This is a genomic window from Aquamicrobium sp. LC103, assembly GCF_001014615.2.
Classification (GTDB): domain Bacteria; phylum Pseudomonadota; class Alphaproteobacteria; order Rhizobiales; family Rhizobiaceae; genus LBCQ02.
Genome location: NZ_LBCQ02000009.1, coordinates 243,621 through 262,867 on the forward strand (window position 1 = coordinate 243,621; position 19,247 = coordinate 262,867).

At 61.7% G+C, this 19,247-nt stretch carries 17 protein-coding genes; 11 read left to right on the forward strand and 6 right to left on the reverse strand.

From position 1 onward, the window contains the following. Nucleotides 1-47 precede the first annotated feature (47 nt). Nucleotides 48-1,043, reverse strand: a complete 996-nt coding sequence (locus tag XW59_RS18680; RefSeq protein WP_047146863.1) for an SPFH domain-containing protein — start codon at nt 1,041-1,043, stop codon at nt 48-50. Between the two features lie 607 nt (nt 1,044-1,650). Between XW59_RS18680 and XW59_RS18685 the strand changes: the two genes are divergently transcribed. After that, entirely contained in the window at nt 1,651-2,706 is a 1,056-nt protein-coding gene (locus tag XW59_RS18685) for a hypothetical protein (RefSeq protein WP_082137687.1), read from the forward strand. A gap of 111 nt (nt 2,707-2,817) precedes the next feature. On the opposite strand, the gene repC is transcribed toward XW59_RS18685, so the two are convergent. From repC to repA, 3 genes are all read right to left on the reverse strand, one after another. Beyond that, a complete protein-coding gene (repC, locus tag XW59_RS18690; RefSeq protein WP_246666138.1) occupies nt 2,818-4,212 on the reverse strand; it encodes a plasmid replication protein RepC in 1,395 nt (464 codons plus the stop codon). A gap of 216 nt (nt 4,213-4,428) precedes the next feature. Then, entirely contained in the window at nt 4,429-5,484 is a 1,056-nt protein-coding gene (gene repB / locus XW59_RS18695) for a plasmid partitioning protein RepB (RefSeq protein ID WP_047146864.1), read from the reverse strand. Continuing rightward, nucleotides 5,481-6,728, reverse strand: coding sequence for a plasmid partitioning protein RepA (gene repA, locus XW59_RS18700; RefSeq protein WP_246666145.1), 1,248 nt, complete (start codon nt 6,726-6,728; stop codon nt 5,481-5,483). The genes repB and repA overlap by 4 nt, the downstream gene beginning before the upstream one ends. A gap of 873 nt (nt 6,729-7,601) precedes the next feature. Here repA and XW59_RS18705 point away from each other — a divergent pair. Then, nucleotides 7,602-7,874 carry a hypothetical protein gene (locus XW59_RS18705; protein ID WP_136068331.1) on the forward strand — a complete coding sequence of 91 codons (273 nt, stop codon included), beginning with the start codon at nt 7,602-7,604 and terminating at the stop codon, nt 7,872-7,874. 94 nt (nt 7,875-7,968) lie between these two features. Further along, complete coding sequence (locus tag XW59_RS29385) at nt 7,969-8,136, forward strand: hypothetical protein (RefSeq protein ID WP_170990183.1); 168 nt, start codon at nt 7,969-7,971, stop codon at nt 8,134-8,136. 113 nt (nt 8,137-8,249) lie between these two features. On the opposite strand, the gene XW59_RS18710 is transcribed toward XW59_RS29385, so the two are convergent. Next, on the reverse strand, nt 8,250-9,152 hold the full coding sequence (locus tag XW59_RS18710; RefSeq protein ID WP_047146866.1) for a LysR family transcriptional regulator: 903 nt from the start codon (nt 9,150-9,152) through the stop codon (nt 8,250-8,252). A 240-nt stretch (nt 9,153-9,392) separates the two neighbouring features. Here XW59_RS18710 and XW59_RS18715 point away from each other — a divergent pair, with 240 nt between their 5' ends. Further along, complete coding sequence (locus XW59_RS18715; protein WP_047146867.1) at nt 9,393-10,904, forward strand: aldehyde dehydrogenase family protein; 1,512 nt, start codon at nt 9,393-9,395, stop codon at nt 10,902-10,904. Between the two features lie 50 nt (nt 10,905-10,954). Here XW59_RS18715 and XW59_RS18720 read toward each other — a convergent pair whose 3' ends face one another. Further along, entirely contained in the window at nt 10,955-11,869 is a 915-nt protein-coding gene (locus XW59_RS18720; protein ID WP_082137688.1) for a LysR family transcriptional regulator, read from the reverse strand. A 149-nt stretch (nt 11,870-12,018) separates the two neighbouring features. Between XW59_RS18720 and XW59_RS18725 the strand changes: the two genes are divergently transcribed. From XW59_RS18725 to XW59_RS18755, 7 genes are all read left to right on the forward strand, one after another. Beyond that, nucleotides 12,019-12,828 (forward strand): shikimate dehydrogenase, encoded by an 810-nt coding sequence (locus XW59_RS18725; protein WP_047146869.1) that lies wholly within the window; start codon nt 12,019-12,021, stop codon nt 12,826-12,828. A gap of 35 nt (nt 12,829-12,863) precedes the next feature. Continuing rightward, the gene (locus XW59_RS18730) at nt 12,864-14,126 is read left to right on the forward strand and encodes an FAD-dependent oxidoreductase (RefSeq protein WP_047146870.1); all 1,263 of its coding nucleotides are present in this window, start codon (nt 12,864-12,866) and stop codon (nt 14,124-14,126) included. Between the two features lie 21 nt (nt 14,127-14,147). Next, a complete protein-coding gene (locus XW59_RS18735; protein WP_047146871.1) occupies nt 14,148-15,854 on the forward strand; it encodes an FAD-dependent oxidoreductase in 1,707 nt (568 codons plus the stop codon). A 14-nt stretch (nt 15,855-15,868) separates the two neighbouring features. After that, entirely contained in the window at nt 15,869-16,189 is a 321-nt protein-coding gene (locus tag XW59_RS18740) for an NIPSNAP family protein (RefSeq protein ID WP_170990184.1), read from the forward strand. Nucleotides 16,190-16,212: 23 nt separating this feature from the next. After that, on the forward strand, nt 16,213-17,106 hold the full coding sequence (locus XW59_RS18745) for an alpha/beta hydrolase (protein WP_047146872.1): 894 nt from the start codon (nt 16,213-16,215) through the stop codon (nt 17,104-17,106). 2 nt (nt 17,107-17,108) lie between these two features. Then, nucleotides 17,109-18,092 carry a LysR family transcriptional regulator gene (locus XW59_RS18750; protein WP_052958254.1) on the forward strand — a complete coding sequence of 328 codons (984 nt, stop codon included), beginning with the start codon at nt 17,109-17,111 and terminating at the stop codon, nt 18,090-18,092. Between the two features lie 92 nt (nt 18,093-18,184). Next, on the forward strand, nt 18,185-19,210 hold the full coding sequence (locus XW59_RS18755) for an ABC transporter substrate-binding protein (RefSeq protein ID WP_136068342.1): 1,026 nt from the start codon (nt 18,185-18,187) through the stop codon (nt 19,208-19,210). Nucleotides 19,211-19,247: the final 37 nt, after the last annotated feature.

Sequence of the window (19,247 nt, forward strand, 5' to 3'; positions counted from 1 at the left end):
ATGACCTCGTCCTAAAATGGCGGCGTTGAATTTGCCGCCCTGTTTGCTTAGGCGGAATCCACTTGGGTATGCCTGCCGGGCGGTGAAGACTGCTTTGAGGTACGTTTCGCCGACAACCCGATCAAGTCATCACCGCCCTGCGCCAACGAGGCAAGAAGCGCCTTCGTCCCAAGATCGCTGCCGGAGCCATCGCCAGTTACAAGGACGGTACGCCCACCATGGGTGGAGGCGTCCCGCAGCGCTTCCAGACGATTGATCTCCATCATGAAGCCCATGGCGTCGGAATCCGTAAGGGTCGTATCGGCACGAAATGCCGCCAGCGCCTTGGCATTGCCCTCGGCAATAATACTGCGGCTCTCCGCGATCCCCCGTGCGGTGATCGTCATTGCCGCCGCCGACGCTTCGGCGCTCTTTGTCCGTTTGATCTTCTCGGCTTCGCCATCGTTCTGCGCCGCCTCCAGCCGGCGTTGCGACGCGAGTACTTCATTAAACGCCGAGATCATTTCCTCTGTCGGTCGTGGATCGTCGATCAGCACAGCCCTGATCTCATAGCCATAGCCGTTCATGGCCTCGTCCAGGGATTCGCGGACGGTCCGGGTGAATTCGTCGCGGTCGGTGTAAAGCTGGTCGAAGGTTTTCGTAGCAGCCACAGCCCGAGCCTCGGTCGCCACATAGGATTCGATCTGGTCCTCCGGATTATGTAGCTCATAGAAGGCAGCCTTAACCGCTTTCGGGATTACACGATACTGCAGGCTGATCGGCATGGTAACGAAGGCATTGTCTTTCGACTTCACACCTAGCTGAAGTGCAATCTGCTTTGTCTGCAACGAAAACGGCCGGCGCGCCACCTGGAGCGGCCAGGGCAGTTTAAGTGACAGGCCAGCGGACCGATATCCGCTATAACGTCCGAAGATCTCCAGCACCCTGGCATGCTGTTGCGGGGTAATGACAAAAAACGTTCTCAGCCACAGCAGACCCACAAGCACGCCGATGATATTGGCAATGGACGCGATCGGGATGGGAAATCCCAGAAAACTATACATATATCACTTCTCTCAATTATCTTTGCGCGCCCCCTTACCCGCAATCTCGTATGTGATCATCCCCAAATTCGAGAATGCGATTGACGATAGGCTGGCGATAGCGATGTGTCCATTCGCGCAACGCATGCGCGATCGGCGTCAAATTTGCGCAAGGCCGCATATGAATTTTCATAGGCGAGCACAGTACGGCTCTGGCCGACTGTCTCGATTGCGTATCACGTGATTGATTTCACGCCAGGCGGGATGGTTGCAACGCAGGCGTCTGATTTGAAGCCGAGAATGGATCGGACCCGGCGTTCGATACGGTCTCGCAGCCGACTTGCCACTGACAGCGCGCGCTTGCCAGTTGAAGAGCGCGTGCAGCAGCCCGGTAATGGATGGTGGAATGATCACTTGGATTACCGGCTATTACGCCGCATGAAGAGATGAGTTGCGGCGGCGCTTTCTGTAGCCAGAAAGACTGCAAACCGCCGCACATGTGGGCAGCCACCAATGTCCGATAATATTGAATTCTCGGACATCTTTCAGCAGAGTGACGAATGTGAGTCTAAGCTACACCGCCAACGCCGATTTTAAGGCTTCGGCGACGATCCCATGGCGGAGAAATATGATGGACAATAACACAAAGCCCAAGCCAAGCCTAAACCAATCTACTGAAGGCGATAAAAAGGACGACAATCTTTCCGCCGTTTCCAATCTCGCTGCCGGGATGGACGGAGGGCCAGGTCATGCCCCCTCCCCTCGCCCGAGCGATCAAGCGGAACCGACGCCACGTCCGCCATCTTCCGCGACAATGCGCGCCTACACCGCCGACTGGCGCCATTTCACATCCTGGTGCCGCCGGGTCGGACTGCCGCCCTTCCCGGCCGAGCCGAAGGTCATTGCCGACTATCTTCGCGCATGCGCTGCCGCGAATGTGGGAGATTCGGATACCGGCTTTGCCGAACAGCGGCTTTCGGCCTCGACGCTGGAACGCCGTTTGGCGGGACTTTCCTGGAACTTCGCCCAGCGCGGCGAGCAACTCGACCGAAACCATCCGCATATCGCCGAAATACGAACTCGTATCCGCCAGACGCAGACCCGTGCGCCGGAAAGAAAGGAGGGCGTATCGGCCCGAGATCTTCTCGCCATGATCGAGACGCTTGCGCGCGATCTGCGGGGACTTCGCGATCGCGCAATCCTCCTCGTCGGCTTCGCCGGTGGCCTGCGCCGGTCCGAGATCGTCGGCCTCGACTGTGGTCCCGACCAATCGGAGGACGGCCTGGGGTGGGCGGAAATCTTCGACAACGGCATTCTTGTCAGAATCAGGAAAGGTGCAAGCTGGCGCGAGGTTGAGATTGGCCGCGGCTCGTCCGACATGTCTTGTCCGGTCATTGCCTTGCAGAATTGGCTGAAATTCGGACGCGTAATCCGTGGTCCCCTTTTTCGTCGCGTTTTCGGCGACAACAAAACCGTCGATGTGGAGCGCCTTTCTGACAAGCACGTGGCGCGTTTGGTGAAGCGCACGGCACTTGTCGCGGGGTTGCGGCCCGAAATCGCGGAGGGCAAGCGCGGGCTGCTCTTCGCCGGCCAGTCACTGCGCACTGCCATTGCATCCGGGGTGCGTTTTGAAGCCGAACGCGAACGGTTTCTGGTCAATCTCACGAAAGCATCAGGCCTCTAGAGGCTCGGAAAGACTGGAGTTTGATACTCAAATCGATCCAGGAAAGCCCCTGCCCCGACAGCTGAAAGCGTTCTTTCGTCGACAGCTCAACGAGGCCTGCTTGTGCACGATTCAAGCAGCGCTCCCGGTGGTGCGCTCTCGAAGTCTCGCCGCCGCCAGCGCGGCAAGCATGGGCTTCACCGAAAACCGTCCTGTCGCGGCGCGGCTTGACAGATGTCTCAGATAACCACCCGGCGAGCGGATCTCTGCCACGCGCTCCAGGATCGCAGCGACGACGATAGCTGCATCGAGCTCTCCCATAACCTTACGAGCTTGCAGCCACGCATCGGTGGATATTCCGAGCATCATTCGGACGGTCTCGGCAGCCCGTGTGAGATCGTGCCAGGCTCGTAGTCCGCCGGGAACATAGTCGTGCATTTGCGGGCAGGCAGAGAGCACGTAGTCCAGGGCTATCGGCGGGGTCTTGGGTGCAGAAGGTGGGTCATCTGCGTCCTGCTTGGGAGCCCTATCCTTCAGATCGCGGTTTTCTGTGACTTCCGTGTCGGTCGTTTCGGCCGTGAGCAGCGTTGGCTGGTAGGCTGCGAACCCATCTTCAATCATTTCTCCCTTATTTATTTCAATTTGTTGGTCTGACTCTGAGTTATGTATATGGCGCTCATTTTGACGTGCACAGGCGCTCATTTTTACCGCTGAATCGGAGGCTTCATCGGCGGGAGGGTCAATTTCCTCCGCGCCCGCGAGATAGGCTGCCTCGAGGTCGCGGCGCAGCTCCAGCAAGCCGTTTCGCCGGGTTTCCAGTACCTTGAAGTCGACGTTGCGCGTCAGGCGGCCAGAAAGGGCCTCCAGACGCCGTGCAAAGCATTCGAAGGTATTTCCCCGGCCCTCATGGAAAGCCGCTTCCACGAGCTTGGAAATGTCGCGGAGATGGATCGTGACTTCGCTTCTGAGCGCGCGCAGTGATGCCGCCTCTTTGCGAGCCATGGCAGCGGCTTCCTCGATCTCCGCAGCGCGCAGCGCCAGGGGGGCCAGATCGAAGCCGAAAGCAGCCTCGATGACGCCGCTCTCGTCCCGCCGCGCATAGCGTTTGCCGTTAGCGCTGTCGCGGCGCATCAGAAGGCCGGCAGACACCAATGCGGCAAGGTGGCGGCGTAGCGTTGCGGGAGCCATTCCCCGTGCGCGAACGGATAGCTCGGCGTTGGACGGGAAGACCACCAGTCCCTCGACCGGGCCGAAATGCCGCTCGGTGTGAAAACTCGCCAGAGCCTCGAGAACGACGATCGCGCGATCGGAAAGCCCGAAATGCGACTTCGCCTCGGTCAGGGAGCGGATCAGCTTCCATTTATCCACAGATGGTCGCTTGTCGGCTTTTTGCGTCGCCGAGCTTTCGCCCTTTTGCCGCTCTTGTGAGCCTCGGGCCCTCAGAACGCGCTCATTCACCAGAAATTGGGCACGACTCATCCCTTTCCCGCCAAAAGGCGAGACTGCAAACCTCTCCATCATTTCCATAGCCTTCTTCAAGGCATGAAAAAGGGTTCACCAAAACGGTGCCGACGCTTGACAATGTGGGATGGAAGTGATTCTTTCAGATTGCTACATCGAAAGGGGCTTCCAGGATGGCAACGTCTTGGGGGCCTTTTTCTTGCGCTATTCCTTCCTCGATCTGGTTCGTTTTCGAACGCTTGTACTCGGTTCCGACGCGATCACGCGGCGCCGGCAGGTCACTCAACTGTCAGTGGTCGCCTCTTGCTCAAAGCGGGCAACCAGTTCGGGCAGCACCTCTGCGACATAGGCCGCGAATCCAGGTTTTGCGTTCTCATCGAATTCCAGGCGCGGCTTCGGGCCGTCGGTCAGGCGAGCCAGCACGCGGCCGGCATCATCGTTGATCTCGCGAGGCGCTTGCGGCTTCTTGACCGGAGGTCGGGCTCTCCGCTCCAGACGCACGTAAAGCCGGCGGAAGCGCTCATCCGACGACGCTTGCCGGAATGGTTCGCTATGGACCTCTTCCGCCGCTATTACGGCGGCTGCCGGGTTCCTGAAGAATTCCGACAAGGCCATCCAGCGCGGCCTGCCGGCCTTGGGGGCAGGGCCTATGGCACTGGCAATGTGGGTCGGGATGCCGGACGCAACCTGCAGGTAGCGGGTCATCTCCGCCTTGTGCAGCGAAAGCGCGCGCTCGACGATGCCGCGCTCGAAGCCGTGGTGGATCAGCGACTGGGCGAAGAAGGCACGCTCGATGAAGGAGAGGCTACGCCGCTCGGTGTTCTCCTTGCCTTGGGCAAGAACCAGCTCGGCATCCGAAAGCTCGCGCACGATGGCCCGCACAGGGATTGCGAGGCTTGCTGCCGCCCTGATGCGGCGATGACCGTAGGCGGTCTGATAACGGCCGGGAGACGTCGGATGCGGCCGGACGAGAACAGGCACCTGCTGTCCGTTCTCGCGCAGGCTTTCGACCAGCGGCTGAAACTCTTCGTCGCCGACGTCCTCGCGGCTTAGCCGGTCGCGCACGATCGAGGGATCGATCTTGGCGGGGTCGAGTTCGATCACCCGGTCGCCGCCTGCAAGTTGTTCCTTCAGCGCGCGTGCCTCATCCAACTCGCGGGTCATCGAGGAGAGCGAAAGCCCCATTGCTTTCACCGCGCCTGAAGAGGAGCGTTGTTCGACTGGCGGGTGAGGCTTGGCCTCTGGCTCCGGCGTAGCCGATTCCGTCTGCGTGGGGGCAAGGGAGGGGAGGTCGGCTCCAAATAGCGCGCGTAGGTGGTCTTTGCGCTTGGTGCTCATGTTGCACTCCCTTGTGAAGTCCGGCGGCCCCAGGCGTCGAGAATAAGCCCCTCGACTTCCGAGTTGACAGCTGTCAACGCCTCCAGGGCCCTGTCGTAGGTCGATCTCGTGAAATTGTCCCGACCGACCTCGTAGAGAGTTTGCTTGGTCAGGCCCGCATCGGATACGGCGGTGGACTTGACCATCGGCGCCGTCAGCACGCGTTCACCGAACTGCGCTCGCAGGAAGCCGACGATTTGCGTTTGCGGCCCGTCATTCGGCTCGTAGCGCGTGATGAGATAGCGAAGGAAGTCGAAATTTAGCTCGCCGCCGGCTTCCCGCACTACGGACAGCAGGTCCGAGGTCATGTAGAGGAACTGGCTCATCGAGGCGACGTCGAGCATTTGCGGATGCACCGTGACAATCACCGACGTGGCAGCGCACAGCGCCGACAGCGTGAGGAAACCCAGTTGCGGCGGGCAGTCGATGACGACAACGTCGTAATTGTCGGCCACGGACTGCAGAACGGACTGGATGCGCGCAAAGAAGAAGTCGCCCGCTTCGCCCGTTGACCGGCCTGTTCCGCTCGCAAGCATACGCGGCGTGGTGTGTTCGAACTCGTGCAATTCGAGATTGCCCGGTACGAGATCGAGCCCATCGAAATATGTTCTGCGGATGATTTCCGTTAGCGGGCGCCTCTCGTCATCGTAGCGGATCGCGCCATAGAGCGTGTCGTTGCCGGTAAGGTCGATCTCCGGCTGGTAGCCGAAAAGGGCCGACATGGAAGCCTGCGGGTCCAGGTCGATCGCCAGCACGCGATAGCCCGAAAGGGCCAGATACTGGGCAAGATGCGCGCTTGTCGTGGTCTTTCCCGATCCGCCCTTGAAATTAGTAACGGCCAGAACCTGAAGATGCTCGTGCGCGGGATCGCGCCATTTCACGTAGGAGCGAGCCTTTTGGACGTTACCCTTGAGGCTCGCCTGCTCCGAAAGGTGCCGCCGCAGCGCATTGATATCGGAAAGTGAATAGAAGCGACGTCCTCCCGCACCCGTATCGGGCTGCGGGCCTTCACCAGCGATGGACAATTGCCGCAGATAGCCGTCCGACACACCAATCATCTTGGCGGCCTCGCCGCTGGAAAACGTGCGCAGGCTTTTCTGGGCCGTAGGAGGGAAAAGCCTGTCGCGCAATCCGCGCAACTGCTCGGATAGCAGGGCGGCGTCTGCTGCTATCGTTTCGTCGGCGGATGTCGATTTGTCCGCTATGTTCGCCGTTACCGCCGTCGCCACGTTTTCCAAACGTCCTTCTCCGCCTTCAGCCTGCTGACGCTCTGTCAAACAACAGCATCCTGCGGCGTTGACAGGTGTCAACAAATCGCAGGGTCAGGCCACACCGATACTCATACATTGGGCCGATTCGATCCCCATGGCGACTCGATATACAGTTCGATTCACCAACACCTTCATCGGCCGCTTCTACAGAAGCCCTTACCAGATACGCTTACAATTCCAAGTTGGGGCCTCACTCCGTAAACAGAGGGTGCGAAGCGAAGGCGTTTCCGTCAAGAACTTTTTAGTTGATCCGAGGCATCGCGCGCCCGGCCTTGCCGGCTTTCAAAGTGCGAAAAGCCGGTCCGCAGGCGGATTCCAACGCGATTCCAAACATTTATTGATGTTCGATTCGTTTGGGTCCACGCGCCGCACGATCTGGCGGGCGACCGTTGCCATGAGCCGGCTCGACAGGAATCCGGCTGAGAAATCTCGGCTTTTCGTCGAATCGCTGCTTTCCGTCGCCTGAAACGGGTAGAATTGCCAAACCAACGCCGCCCGAAGGGGGAGGGAAGGAAGGGCTGGTCGCTTCTGGGATATGCCGCAGGAGATATGCGACAATTTGCATGGCAGCTATGCAGACTTGAAGATTGCGGAATCGTTGGGTGATTCCTATCTTAGAGACAGTCAACGGCCTACCTCCTCCCAGGCCAATGACAAGTCCTGCGGCGCACCTCCTCCCGCGTCGCATGATCGATCAGGCCTGCCGGACCTCCTCCCCCGGCGGGCCTTTTTCGTTCCGGACGTTGTTTTCCTCAGGGCCGGTCAACCCTCGCTTAAGGGCTTTGGTGCCAATATCGGCGCATGTCGATGTTTCGCTTGCCTGGTGTCGGTTGGCTGGTGGTCGGTGCTTTGGCCGCCGGCGGCTGGATGTTCTACAATTCGCTGCCGGCCAAGCAGACCTTCGTTCCGCGCAAACCGCCAGCGGCGGTCGCACGGCCGGAGGCGGTGGTGAAACCCAGGGTGCCGCGTATCGACGTGCCTTCTTCCAAGAGGCCGGCCGCATCCGAGAAGGTTTCGGCAAGGCAGCCGGTCTGGCGCAACGTGCCGCCGCGGCCCAGTGTGGACGTGCCACGGCGTTGATGGCGTCATGGTTAATTTGCCGGTTAACCTGACCTTAACAGCGGGAAGACAATTTTAAACAAAAGGGGGGCGTGCCCAGAAGAAGGGGACGCCGATGACCACATCGCCGTTTCACAACAACAAACAGGACGCCTTGCCGGCGCAGAACGAGCGGCCCGTGGTGGAGCTGTTCGATCCTTTCGAGCGCATCTTCCAGCCACGCCGGCGCAACGAGCCTTTTGACGGGTTCCTCGATCGTCCCAGCGCGCGCGAAAGCTCGTGATCCGATCCGAAAAGGGGGAGCGGCCCGCCCGGGCCGCGGCCATGGCGGCGCGTGCCGGAAGGTGGCATCGCGCTGTCATGGCCTTCACCGGCAAATAGGGTGACGCTCAGCCTTCAGGGCGTTCTTTTTTTCACCTGACCGATGATCCATTCATAGAGCTCGTTAGCCAGCGGATTTTCCAGCCGTCCATCCGGCACCACGAAATAGTAGCTGTTTTCGGTGGGAAGCGACCGATCGATCACCACTTGCAGGATCTCGTCCCGCAATTCCTGCTCGATCAGATACCTGGGAAGAAGCGCGAAGCCGAGCCCGGCTATGGCGGCTTGGATGACCATCATGAATTGGTCGAAGCGATGCCCGCGATAGACGGTATCGGCCTGCGATCCGACCGATTGGAACCAGTCGGCCCAGGCTTTCGGTCGCGTGGCGAGGTGGAGAAGCGGACCGGCTTCCAGAGCCTTGATCGTATTGCCGCCATGCCTTGCCAGGAAGGCGGGGGCGGCCACGGGCAGGATTTCCTCGCGACAGATATAGCGACAGGTCGCGTGCGCCCAGATCGGCTGGCCGTAGTGAATGGCCGCGTCGAAGACGCTTTCCTCAAGATCGAAGGGTTGCGAACGGGAAACGATATTGAGCGCGATGTCGGGATTTCGGGAAAGGAAATTAGGCAGCCGCGGCACCAGCCAGCGCGCCCCGAAGGCGGGAAGCGTCGCAAGGCTGAGGGAAGAGGCGCTGGGCGAGGTCATGACCCGCAGCATCGCTTCTTCCGATTGCGCCAGCAGTCGGCGAACCTCGGGCAGGAAGCGTTGGCCGGCCGCCGAGAGTAACACTCTTTGCCGCACGCGTTCGAAGAGCGCGACGCCGAGCTGATTTTCCAACTCCTTGATCTGGCGGCTGACCGCGCTTTGCGTCAGGTTGAGTTCCCTTGCCGCCTGCGTAAAGCTACCGTGACGCGCCGCGCATTCGAACGCCTGGAGCTTGTCGATGTCGGGGATCAGTTTTCTCGCTGTCGTCATTCTGTTTCGGTATCAACCCAGTCGAATTCAGCGCAATTTTTCACGTTCCGAGACCGCTATTATCCTATCCGAGAATGACTGCAATCCGTCTTGGGCGTCGAAGACAGTCGCACGATTGCGATACGGTCTTGGGCGGCTGGGCGGAATGGCCTAAGACGATCGGCGAATGAGAGCAACGCGCTCCGCAAGGAGGTTGGCCCCGCGCCGATGAGCGCTCTTCTGGGAAAGGAATAGGAAAAAATGGGCATCAGGAAAGAGACGACGGAACTTCTCGCGCGATTGGGCGTGAACGAACGCCGGCTTTCGGGCGGGGACCTGAAGGTCCGCACGCCGGTGAGCGGCGATGAGATCGCGGCGCTTGGATCGATGTCGGAAGCCGAGGCGGGCGCTGCGATCGAAGCCGCTGACGCGGCTTTCCGCTCCTGGCGACTGGTACCGGCGCCGCGCCGTGGCGAACTGGTGCGGCTTTTGGGCGAGGAACTGCGCGCCTCGAAGGAGGATCTCGGCCGGCTGGTATCGATCGAGGTGGGCAAGGTACCGTCCGAAGGCCTCGGTGAGGTGCAGGAGATGATCGACATTTGCGATTTCGCTGTCGGTCTTTCCCGTCAGCTCTACGGGCTCACCATAGCCACCGAGCGACCGGGCCACCGCATGATGGAAACCTGGCATCCGCTTGGCGTTGTCGGCGTGATCTCGGCTTTCAATTTCCCCGTCGCGGTCTGGTCGTGGAATGCCGCGCTGGCCTTCGTCTGCGGCGATGCAGTGGTCTGGAAACCGTCCGAGAAGACGCCGCTGACCGCACTTGCCTGCGAGGCGATCTTCGCACGTGCCCTCGAGCGCTTCGGAGACGCCCCGGCGGGCCTTCTGCAGGTCCTCGTCGGCGACCGGAAGATCGGCGAGGTCCTTGTCGATCATCCAAAGGTGCCGCTCGTTTCGGCGACCGGTTCCACGCGCATGGGCCGTGAGGTCGCTCCGCGACTTGCCAAGCGTTTCGCCCGCGCGGTGCTCGAGCTCGGCGGCAACAATGCCGGCATAGTCTGTCCTTCGGCCGATCTCGACATGGCGCTGCGCGCGATCGCCTTCGGCGCGATGGGCACGGCCGGCCAGCGCTGCACCACACTACGTCGCCTCTTCGTGCACGACAGCGTCTACGACCAGCTCGTGCCGCGCCTGAAGAAGGCCTATGAGAGCGTTTCCGTCGGCAGCCCCTTGGAGACGAGCGCCCTGGTCGGCCCGCTGATCGACAAGGCGGCCTTCGACAACATGCAGAAGGCGCTGGAGGCGGCGAAAGCCCATGGTGGCAAGGTGACTGGTGGCGAGCGGGTCGAAACCGGCGGCGCGGACGCTTATTACGTGCGCCCGGCGATCATCGAGATGCCGGAACAGACCGGACCGGTGCTGGAGGAAACCTTTGCGCCGATCCTCTATGTGATGAAATATTCAGACTTCGACAAGGCGCTGGAGCTGCACAATGCGGTGGGAGCCGGCCTGTCCTCGTCGATCTTCACGCGTGATCTGCAGGAATCGGAGCGTTTCCTTGGAGCCGACGGTTCCGACTGCGGCATCGCCAACGTGAACATCGGCACATCAGGTGCGGAGATCGGGGGCGCGTTCGGCGGCGAGAAGGAAACCGGCGGTGGCCGCGAGAGCGGTTCGGACGCCTGGAAAGCCTATATGCGGCGCGCGACCAACACGGTAAACTATTCGAAGGCGCTACCGCTCGCACAGGGCGTCTCCTTCGATATCGAGTAGCGTGCAGGAGCTTCGGGAGCAGGCCCGGCGTCTGCTTCGGCCACCTAGGATCAGGCGGTGCCGATACCGCGCGAGCGCGCGACGTCTTTCAGCGCTTCGATCAGTTCGTCGGTTGCCTTCGGGCGCGGGCGAAACCGGCACCAGTGGACATAAGCGGGGATTTCCACACTGTCCTCGACCGGAATGGCCACCAGCTCCATCCGCTCGCAATCCATGGCTGAAAACTCGTCTATGACGGAAACGCCTATATTCTCGTAGACGAAGGAGATCGCAGCCTCCACGAAATGGACGAAGACGTCGGTCTTGCGGCTGACGCCCGCGCGCGCATAGGTGGCGTCGATATAGCGCCCGTGCGGTGTCTCCGCGCCGAAGGAGATCAGCGCCTCGTCCTGCAGCATGCCCGGCGAGATGGAGGCGCGATGCGCCAGCCGATGGGTGCGTGGCATCAGGCAGACGAGCTTGCCCTTCGCGATCACCGCCGTCTCCAGCGTTGGGTCATTGGCTTCGGCGATCGTGGTCACGCAGGACCCCTGGCCGAAGAGCAGATAGTCGCGGATGTCCTTTTGCGAGAGGAAATCGCAATAGAAGGTGCGTGAGCCGTGACGCTCCTTGAGTACCTTCAACGCTTTCGGCACCAGCCGCATACCGATGCTGGGGGTGGTGCCGAAGCGGAAAACCGAGGAATCGCCCGTTGCGATCGAATGGATCGCCTCCGAAAGCCGGTCGAATTGGCCGTAGACCCGCTCCACCTCGACAAGAATAAGCTTGGCTTCCTCCGTGGGGACGAGCCGTCCACCGATGCGCTCGAACAGCCGGGCGCCGATTTCGTCCTCGAAGCGGCGGATCGTCATGCTGAGGCTGGGCTGGGAGACCCCGAGCTGTTGCGAGGCCGAGGTCAGCGAGCCCGTCGCCATCACCGCCCGGAAAACCTCGATCTGACGTTCTTTCAATCTGGGTTTTGCCATTACTTCTGCCCTTAAAAGCACGAAGCTCTATAACTTCGGATTATAAGCTGCCTCTCATATTCTATTGGCTCGCGAGAGGGAAGGCAGTCATTTTCCTGGGCTAGACGGCAAGCGTCGCAAGACGGCCGACGGCCGCGGAGGAATGCAGAATGATCAAGGGCAGCACGCGCATCGTCGCGATCATCGGCTCGCCGGTGGCTCAGGTTAAGTCGCCGGAAAACTTCAATGCGGCGTTCGCGCAATCCGGCACGGACGTGGCGATGATCGCTATGGACCTAGCGCCGGAGGGCGTCTCCGACTTCCTGTCGATGGCCAGGCGCTGGAAGAACCTCGACGGCTTCGTCGTGACGATACCGCACAAGCAGGCCGTTGCGGCCGGCGTTGACGTGATCACGCCGCGAGCGGCCCTGCTGGGTGCGGCCAATGTGGTCAGGCGCGAGGCCGATGGCACATTGACGGGCGACATGGTTGACGGACTTGGCTTCGTCGAAGCCGCGCGCCGGAACGGCTTCGAGCCGGCGGGCAAGCGTGCGCTGGTCATCGGCGGCGGTGGCGCGGGAAGCGCGATCGCCCATGCGCTTTGCGAGACAGGTGTTGCCTCGCTCGCCTTATCTGACATCGACACCGCGCGCGCAGAACGGCTTGCCGGCCTTTTGCATACGGAATTTCCCGCAACCGAGATCAGCACGCAGTCTGGCGATCTCGACGCACTCGACCTGGTGGCCAACGCCACGCCGCTCGGCATGAAGCAAGGCGATCCGCTGCCGCTGGCCGGGGAAGCGCTGGCCGAGCTCAAGGCGTCGGCGCTCGTCGCGGACGTGGTCACTTCGCCGGAGGTAACACCTTTCCTCGCGGCCGCGCAGGCGCGTGGCCTTTCGATACAGACCGGGCCGCAGATGGCGAAGGCACAGCTCGCGCTGCTCGGCGGCCATATGGGCGTCATCGACGACGCCTCCTGAGAAGATTTCAGCAAAAGCGCATCGTACGAGAAGGCATGACAAAGACAGTTCAGAAATATGACGTGGTGGTGGTCGGCGCGGGCGCGGGCGGCATAGCGGCGGCCGTGGGCGCGGCGAGGACGGGCGCCAGGACGCTTCTCGTCGAGCGCTACGGTTTCATGGGCGGTGCGGCCACCAATGCCCAGGTGCTCGCCTATTGCGGTTTCTTCGCGCGCGGCGAGACAGCCAGACAGACCGTGCTCGGCGTCGGCCAGGATCTGCTTCTGGAGCTGAAGCGACTGGGCGTCGACATTGCGCCGATCGTCTCGAAAAGCGGCTACTGGATCATCATGCTCGATCCGGAGGCGGCGAAGCTCGGCTTCGACCGCCTGGCTCGGGGCAGCGCGGTCGATGTGCGTCTGCACACCCGCCTGATCGACGCCGAGGTGGAAGGCGATCGCATCCGTTCGGTGACGCTGGTCGATCATTCCGGCATGACCATTGTCGAGGCTGGCGCCTTCGTCGACGCCAGCGGCGAGGCAACGCTTTCGACTCTCGCCGGCGTGCCGCTGAGCCAGGAAGGCGGGGCGAACGCCCATCTTCAGGCGGCATCCTTTCCGATCCGCATCGGCGGTGTGCCGGATGCCGTCGTCTTCGACCGAACGATCATGGCCGGGCTGATCGCTGAGCACAACAAGACCGCGGAGACGCCGATCCTGCGGGACGACGGCGGCGTGGTCTCGCGGCTTCCCCTCAGCAACGATATGTGGTGGATGGCGATCGACCTGGAGACGGACGGCATCACCGGCGAGAGCCTGACCGATGTCGAGTTCAAGGCGCGCGAACTCGCTTGGCGGAACCTGGGGGTGTTGCGCCGTCATCCGGGTTTCGAGAAGGCCTATCTGGTCTCGACCGGTCCGCAAATGGGCATCCGGGAGACGCGACGGCCGTTCTCGCGCGCCGACGTGGTCGAGCAGGACATCGTCGAGGGCCGCCGCCACGAGGATGGCATTGCACGTGCGAGCTGGCCCATGGAGGTCCACGAGGCGCCCGGCAAGGCACGTTTCCTGGACATAGGTGGGGAAGGCTTCTTCGACGTGCGCGCAGGCGCCGTCGAGGCCGCGAAGATCGTCAATCTGCGCCTTGGCGGACGTGTTATTGGCGCCGATCCGAAGGCATATGGCTCGATCCGCGTCATGGGCACGGCTTTTGCCACCGGGCACGCAGCAGGCGTTTCCGCCGCGCTGGCGGCTGAGGGCATCGAAGCCGACGTCGCCAGGCTAAGAAAGACGCTGGAAGGGCAGGGCGCCGTCGTCTGACGGTGCGGGGAGGAGCGAGGAATGAAACGAAATAGCGACATAGCGGAAAGCTACGATCTGATCGTACTTGGCAGCGGTGCTGCCGGCCTTTCTGCAGCCTTCACCGCGGCCAGCCACGGGCTCAAAGTGCTGGTCGCGGAGAAGGAGGCGCATTTCGGCGGTGCGTCGGCGATCTCGGGCGGCACGATCTGGATTCCCGGCAACCGCCAGGCCGCCGAGGCGAAGCTCGACGCGTCGCTGGAGACGGCGCGAACCTACCTCACCCACATGATCGGCGACGGAGCCGACCTGCCGCTGGTAAACGCCTTCCTGGAGCGGGGAGGGGAGGCATTGGCGTTTCTGGAGGAAAAGTCGGAGCTGAAATTCAAGGTCCGGCCGATCTCTCCCGACTATCACATGGAGCTGGATGGCTCGTCCGACGGTGGTCGGGCGCTGGAAGTGCTGGAATATGACGGCAGCCAGCTCGGCGACCGTTTCAGGGAGCTGCGTAAGCCGCCTGAAGGCATGCTTTTGTTCGGCGGCATGATGGTCAATCGCGTCGACGTGCAGCATTTCTTGAATGCTCGCCGTTCCTGGGCCTCTCTGAAGCATTGCCTGAAGCTCATTGCGCGCTATGCGAAGGACAGGTTTTCCCATGAGCGCGGCACGCGCCTCGTGGTGGGAAATGCGCTGATTGCCCGCCTCGCCCGCTCCGCGCTCGATCTCGGCGTCGACCTGCGGACAGGCTTGAGGGCCAGCCGCCTGATCGACGAGGGCGGCGAGATCCGCGGCATCGTCGTGGATACGCCGACGGGCGAACGTGAGATCCGGTCCAGGACAGGCGTCGTTCTTGCCACCGGGGGCTTCGGTGCGTCGAGGGATGCCGGTCAGTGGCGTCCGCGGACCGACGCTTCGCACCGTTCAATGTCTCCGCCAGGAAATGTCGGCGACGGCTTAACGCTCGCCTCGACGGCAGGCGGTGCCCTAGGCGAAGGGCTCGTGTCGAATTTCTATTGGGCACCGGTCTCGGTGTTGACGCATGGGGATGGACGCGAGGAGAAATTCCCGCACCTCGTCACTGATCGGGCCAAGCCCGGCCTGATCGCGGTGAACCGACAGGGCCGCCGCTTCGTCAACGAGGCGGATTCCTACCATCGTTTCGTTCTCGCCATGCAGGCCGATCCGCAAGTGAACTCACCTTGCCACCTCGTCTGCGATTCAGCCGCGTTGAGCGCCTACGGCATGGGACTGGCACGCCCCGCGCCTGCATCGAACGCTGGCCTGGTGAAAAGCGGATATCTCGTCAAGGCGGCCAGCATCACCGAGCTGGCTAAGCGGATCGGCGTCGATCCGAGCGCTCTCGCCGACACGGTCGCGCGTCACAATGCCGACGCCGTGCGCGGTGTCGATCCCGAATTCGGCAAGGGAACCAGCTCCTACAACCGATCGATGGGCGATCCCAACCATCGACCCAATCCCTGCCTTGCCCCGATCGGCCAGGCGCCGTTTTATGCGGTCAGGCTGGTCACCGGCGACCTTGGCTCGGCAAGGGGCGTGCGTACGGATGCGAATGCGCGCGCGCTCGACATCGACGGAAAACCGGTCACGGGGCTTTACGCCGCAGGCAACGACATGAATTCCGTCATGAACGGTACCTATCCCGGTCCCGGCATAACGCTCGGTCCGGCATTGACTTTCGGTTATCTCGCGGCGCTCGATGCGGTGAGCCGCATCAAGCCGTTGCAATAGAAGGATTGCCTCGAATGATCTATGAAATGAGAACCTATACGCTGAAGCCGACCAAGCTGGCGGATTGGCTTGCGCTCTACAAAAGCCACGCCCTCGCGGTGCAGCAGGAACATCTCGGCAAGCTTATCGGCTTCTTCACCACCGAATTCGGGACGGCGAACCAGGTCGTGCATATATGGGCCTATGAAAGCCTCGACGACCGCGCCGCGCGTCGGGGAAGGATGGCCACCGATCCGCGCTGGACCGAGTTCGGTGCCAAGAACAAGGAGCTCGACGCGATCGTAGAGCTGAAATCGTCGATCCTCAAGCCGACGGATTTCTCTCCGCTCGCCTGAGTGCCGCAAGAACGGGATATCCAATGAACGCTACCGCCGAACTGTTTCCGGGATTTCGCGAGGTCACGATAGAGACCTCGCAGGCGCGGCTTTCGGCGGTCGTCGGCGGCGCGGGAAAGCCGGTTCTGCTGGTGCATGGATATCCTCAGACCAAGGCGGCCTGGCATCGCGTCGCCGGCACGCTGGCCGAAAGGCATACGGTCGTCGCGGTCGACCTTCCGGGCTATGGCGACAGCAAGGTCGTCGGCGCGCTTCCAGAGCCTGGCAGCAAGCGCTGGATGGGTGCCCAACTGCACGAGTTGATGACCTCTTTGGGGCATAGGCGGTACGCCGTCGTGGGTCATGATCGCGGCGCCCGCGTCGCCTATCGCATGGCATTGGACATGCCCGACGTGGTGACGGCCCTCGCCTCGCTTGCCGTGGTACCAACCTCGGACGTCTGGTCCGGCGCCGACAAGAAATTCGGCATGGGCGCGTTCCACTGGTTCTTGATGGCGCAGCCATTCGACCTGCCGGAGCGGCTTCTTGCCTCCGATCCCGATTACTTCATCGACCTTACATTGACCAAGATGGCGGGAGAGCTCGACCATCTCGATGCGAGGGCGCTTGGTGAATATCGCCGCGCGTTCCGTGATCCCGCCGTGCGGCATGCGATGTGCGAGGATTATCGCGCCGGAGCGGGCGTCGACGAGCACCTTGACCTGGAAGACAGGGGCAACGGCCGCAAGATCGGCTGCCCCGTACTCGTCCTTTGGGAGGAGGGGAAGACCTTCGGTGGCGGTCGTGTTCCGTTGGATATCTGGAAGGATTGGGCTGGCGACGTTTCTGGTCGGGGTCTCGAGGGAGGCCATCTGCTCGCCGAGCGCGCATCGGATGACGTGCTTGCCGATCTCGTGCCGTTCCTGGAGCGTGGGTAGCGATGGCCGGCAAGCAGCAACGCGAGACGCCCCAAGATGGCGAGCCGGTGCTCAGCCTGCGTCAGATCGAGGTTTTCCACGCGGTCGTGCTGGCGCGCTCGATTACCGGCGCCTCCAAGGTGCTCAACGTCTCGCAGCCCTCGCTGAGCCGGACCATAAGGCGCATGGAGGACTTGCTCGGCGTCGAGCTTTTCGCGCGCGAAAGGGGCGGCCTCATCCCGACGTCGGAGGCGCTGCTGATCTTCGGCGAGGTCGATAACATCGTGCGCCAGATCTCCGGTCTCTCCGGTCAGATCGCGCGCATCACCCGCGGCGAGGCGACCGTTTTCCGCGTCGGCGCAACGGCGAGCGTGGCCCGCGCCCTGGTGCCCCAGGCCCTGAAGGCGCTTTCGGTCAGCGTGCCTTCGCTTGAGCTCTTCTTCGACGTGCTCGCCGTCGACCAGATGGAGGATTATCTAGTCACCGGCCGCGGCGAATGCCTCGTCACCATCGCGAAGATGCAGCATCCGCTGATCGCCTCAGAACAGGTCGGCAAGGCCGGGCTGGTGGCGATCGTACCGCGTGATCATGCCCTCGCATCGCGCGACGCGATCTCGGCGCAGGATCTCAAAGGCGTGGATTTCATCGCTTTTCCCGGTGGTGGCGCCCATCACATCGTGGTCGACAAGTTCCTCAAGGACGCGAATGTCTCGGTCAACATCAAGGCCGTGGTGCGCTTCTCCGACACCGCGTTGGCGCTCGCCAATCAAGGCATGGGCGTGGCGCTGGTCGATGCCCTGACGGCAATGGGCCCCATCGGTAACGATGTCGTGGTGAAGCGCATCGAAAAATCGCCGGATTTCGACATATCAGTTCTTTGGAACCGCAAGCGTCCGCGCTCCAACAATCTGAAGAAACTGATTGACATACTGCACAGGAGGCTCGACGAGCCTGACCTTATCGCACGGGGGCTGGAGGCATGCCATGAAGGCATGACTGGCGAATAATTCGGTTATTGAATGACAGCGTTGCAACTGGCAACAACGTTTCAAAACAGCCCTCAAAGAGGCAAAACCTAGGAAGGATGACAACAGAAATGCTGAAATTTTCATTGAATCGAAGGCAAGCACTCATCGGTCTCGGCGCCGCCGGTACCATGATGGGTCTCGGCATGCCCGCGCGTGCCAACACGAAGGTCAATCTTGGCGTGATCCGTCTCGCGAGCCATGCTCCGAGCTTCATCGCCTTCGAGCGCGGCTACTACAAGGACGAAGGTCTCGATGTGGAGCTGAAATATTTCGAGGCGGCGCAGCCGATGGCGGTGGCGATCGCATCGGGCGATGCGGACTATGGCGTCACCGCGATGAGCGGCGGCCTGATCAGCTTGGCCGAGAAGGAGGCCGTCAAGGTTATCGGTGGCGCGCTCACGGAAGAGAAGGGCCTCGTCGGAGCCATCATCCTGGCTTCCAACAAGGCCTATGAGGCAGGGCTTACCAGCCCGAAGGAGCTGGCCGGCAAGAGCTTCGGCATCACCACGGCCGGATCGTCCTTCCATTTCATGGCGCACAAGATTGCCCAGGCGAACAACATTCCGCTTTCGGAAATCACCTTGCGTCCGCTGCAGAAGGTCGGCGCCGTCGTCGGTGCTCTGTCTTCGGGCCAGATCGATGCCTGGGCCATCCAGTCCAGCATCGGCAAGAAGATGATCGCCGAGGGTTCGGCCAAGGAAATCGGGCTCGTTTCCGACTACGCGCCGGATTACCAGGTCACCACGGTGTTCACCTCGACCAGCAATGCCGCCAACGAGCGTCAGAAGACGGAAGCCTTCATCCGCGCCTATTCCAAGGCCGTGGACGATTACAACAAGGCGTTCGTCGACAAGACCGCGGACGCCGGCGAGGTCGATGAAATCGCCAAGATCTGCCACAAATATGTGGAATCCGATCTGCCGTTCGAGCAGGCCAAGAACAATCTGGTCGAAGGTTCGATGCGCATCAACAAGAACCTTGCCCTGTCGCTGAAGTCGGTGACCGAGCAGCTCGATTGGTTCAAGTCCGAAGGCATGGTCAAGGGGAACATCACCCCCGAGATGCTTTTCGACACGTCCTACGTCGAAACCATCTGATCCATTCCTACCGACCATTCTCGAACTACGGAGGCCC

Excerpts from the sequence above, each read along its gene's own strand:
- repC (WP_246666138.1), bottom strand. The coding sequence starts at position 4,212 with ATGGAAATGATGGAGAGGTTTGCAGTCTCGCCTTTTGGCGGGAAAGGG.
- XW59_RS18735 (WP_047146871.1), top strand. The coding sequence starts at position 14,148 with ATGAAACGAAATAGCGACATAGCGGAAAGCTACGATCTGATCGTACTT.
- XW59_RS18725 (WP_047146869.1), top strand. The coding sequence starts at position 12,019 with ATGATCAAGGGCAGCACGCGCATCGTCGCGATCATCGGCTCGCCGGTG.
- XW59_RS18705 (WP_136068331.1), top strand. The coding sequence starts at position 7,602 with ATGTTTCGCTTGCCTGGTGTCGGTTGGCTGGTGGTCGGTGCTTTGGCC.
- XW59_RS18680 (WP_047146863.1), bottom strand. The coding sequence starts at position 1,043 with ATGTATAGTTTTCTGGGATTTCCCATCCCGATCGCGTCCATTGCCAAT.
- XW59_RS18715 (WP_047146867.1), top strand. The coding sequence starts at position 9,393 with ATGGGCATCAGGAAAGAGACGACGGAACTTCTCGCGCGATTGGGCGTG.
- XW59_RS29385 (WP_170990183.1), top strand. The coding sequence starts at position 7,969 with ATGACCACATCGCCGTTTCACAACAACAAACAGGACGCCTTGCCGGCG.
- XW59_RS18685 (WP_082137687.1), top strand. The coding sequence starts at position 1,651 with ATGATGGACAATAACACAAAGCCCAAGCCAAGCCTAAACCAATCTACT.
- XW59_RS18740 (WP_170990184.1), top strand. The coding sequence starts at position 15,869 with ATGATCTATGAAATGAGAACCTATACGCTGAAGCCGACCAAGCTGGCG.
- XW59_RS18730 (WP_047146870.1), top strand. The coding sequence starts at position 12,864 with ATGACAAAGACAGTTCAGAAATATGACGTGGTGGTGGTCGGCGCGGGC.
- XW59_RS18710 (WP_047146866.1), bottom strand. The coding sequence starts at position 9,152 with ATGACGACAGCGAGAAAACTGATCCCCGACATCGACAAGCTCCAGGCG.
- XW59_RS18720 (WP_082137688.1), bottom strand. The coding sequence starts at position 11,869 with ATGGCAAAACCCAGATTGAAAGAACGTCAGATCGAGGTTTTCCGGGCG.
- XW59_RS18745 (WP_047146872.1), top strand. The coding sequence starts at position 16,213 with ATGAACGCTACCGCCGAACTGTTTCCGGGATTTCGCGAGGTCACGATA.
- repB (WP_047146864.1), bottom strand. The coding sequence starts at position 5,484 with ATGAGCACCAAGCGCAAAGACCACCTACGCGCGCTATTTGGAGCCGAC.
- XW59_RS18750 (WP_052958254.1), top strand. The coding sequence starts at position 17,109 with ATGGCCGGCAAGCAGCAACGCGAGACGCCCCAAGATGGCGAGCCGGTG.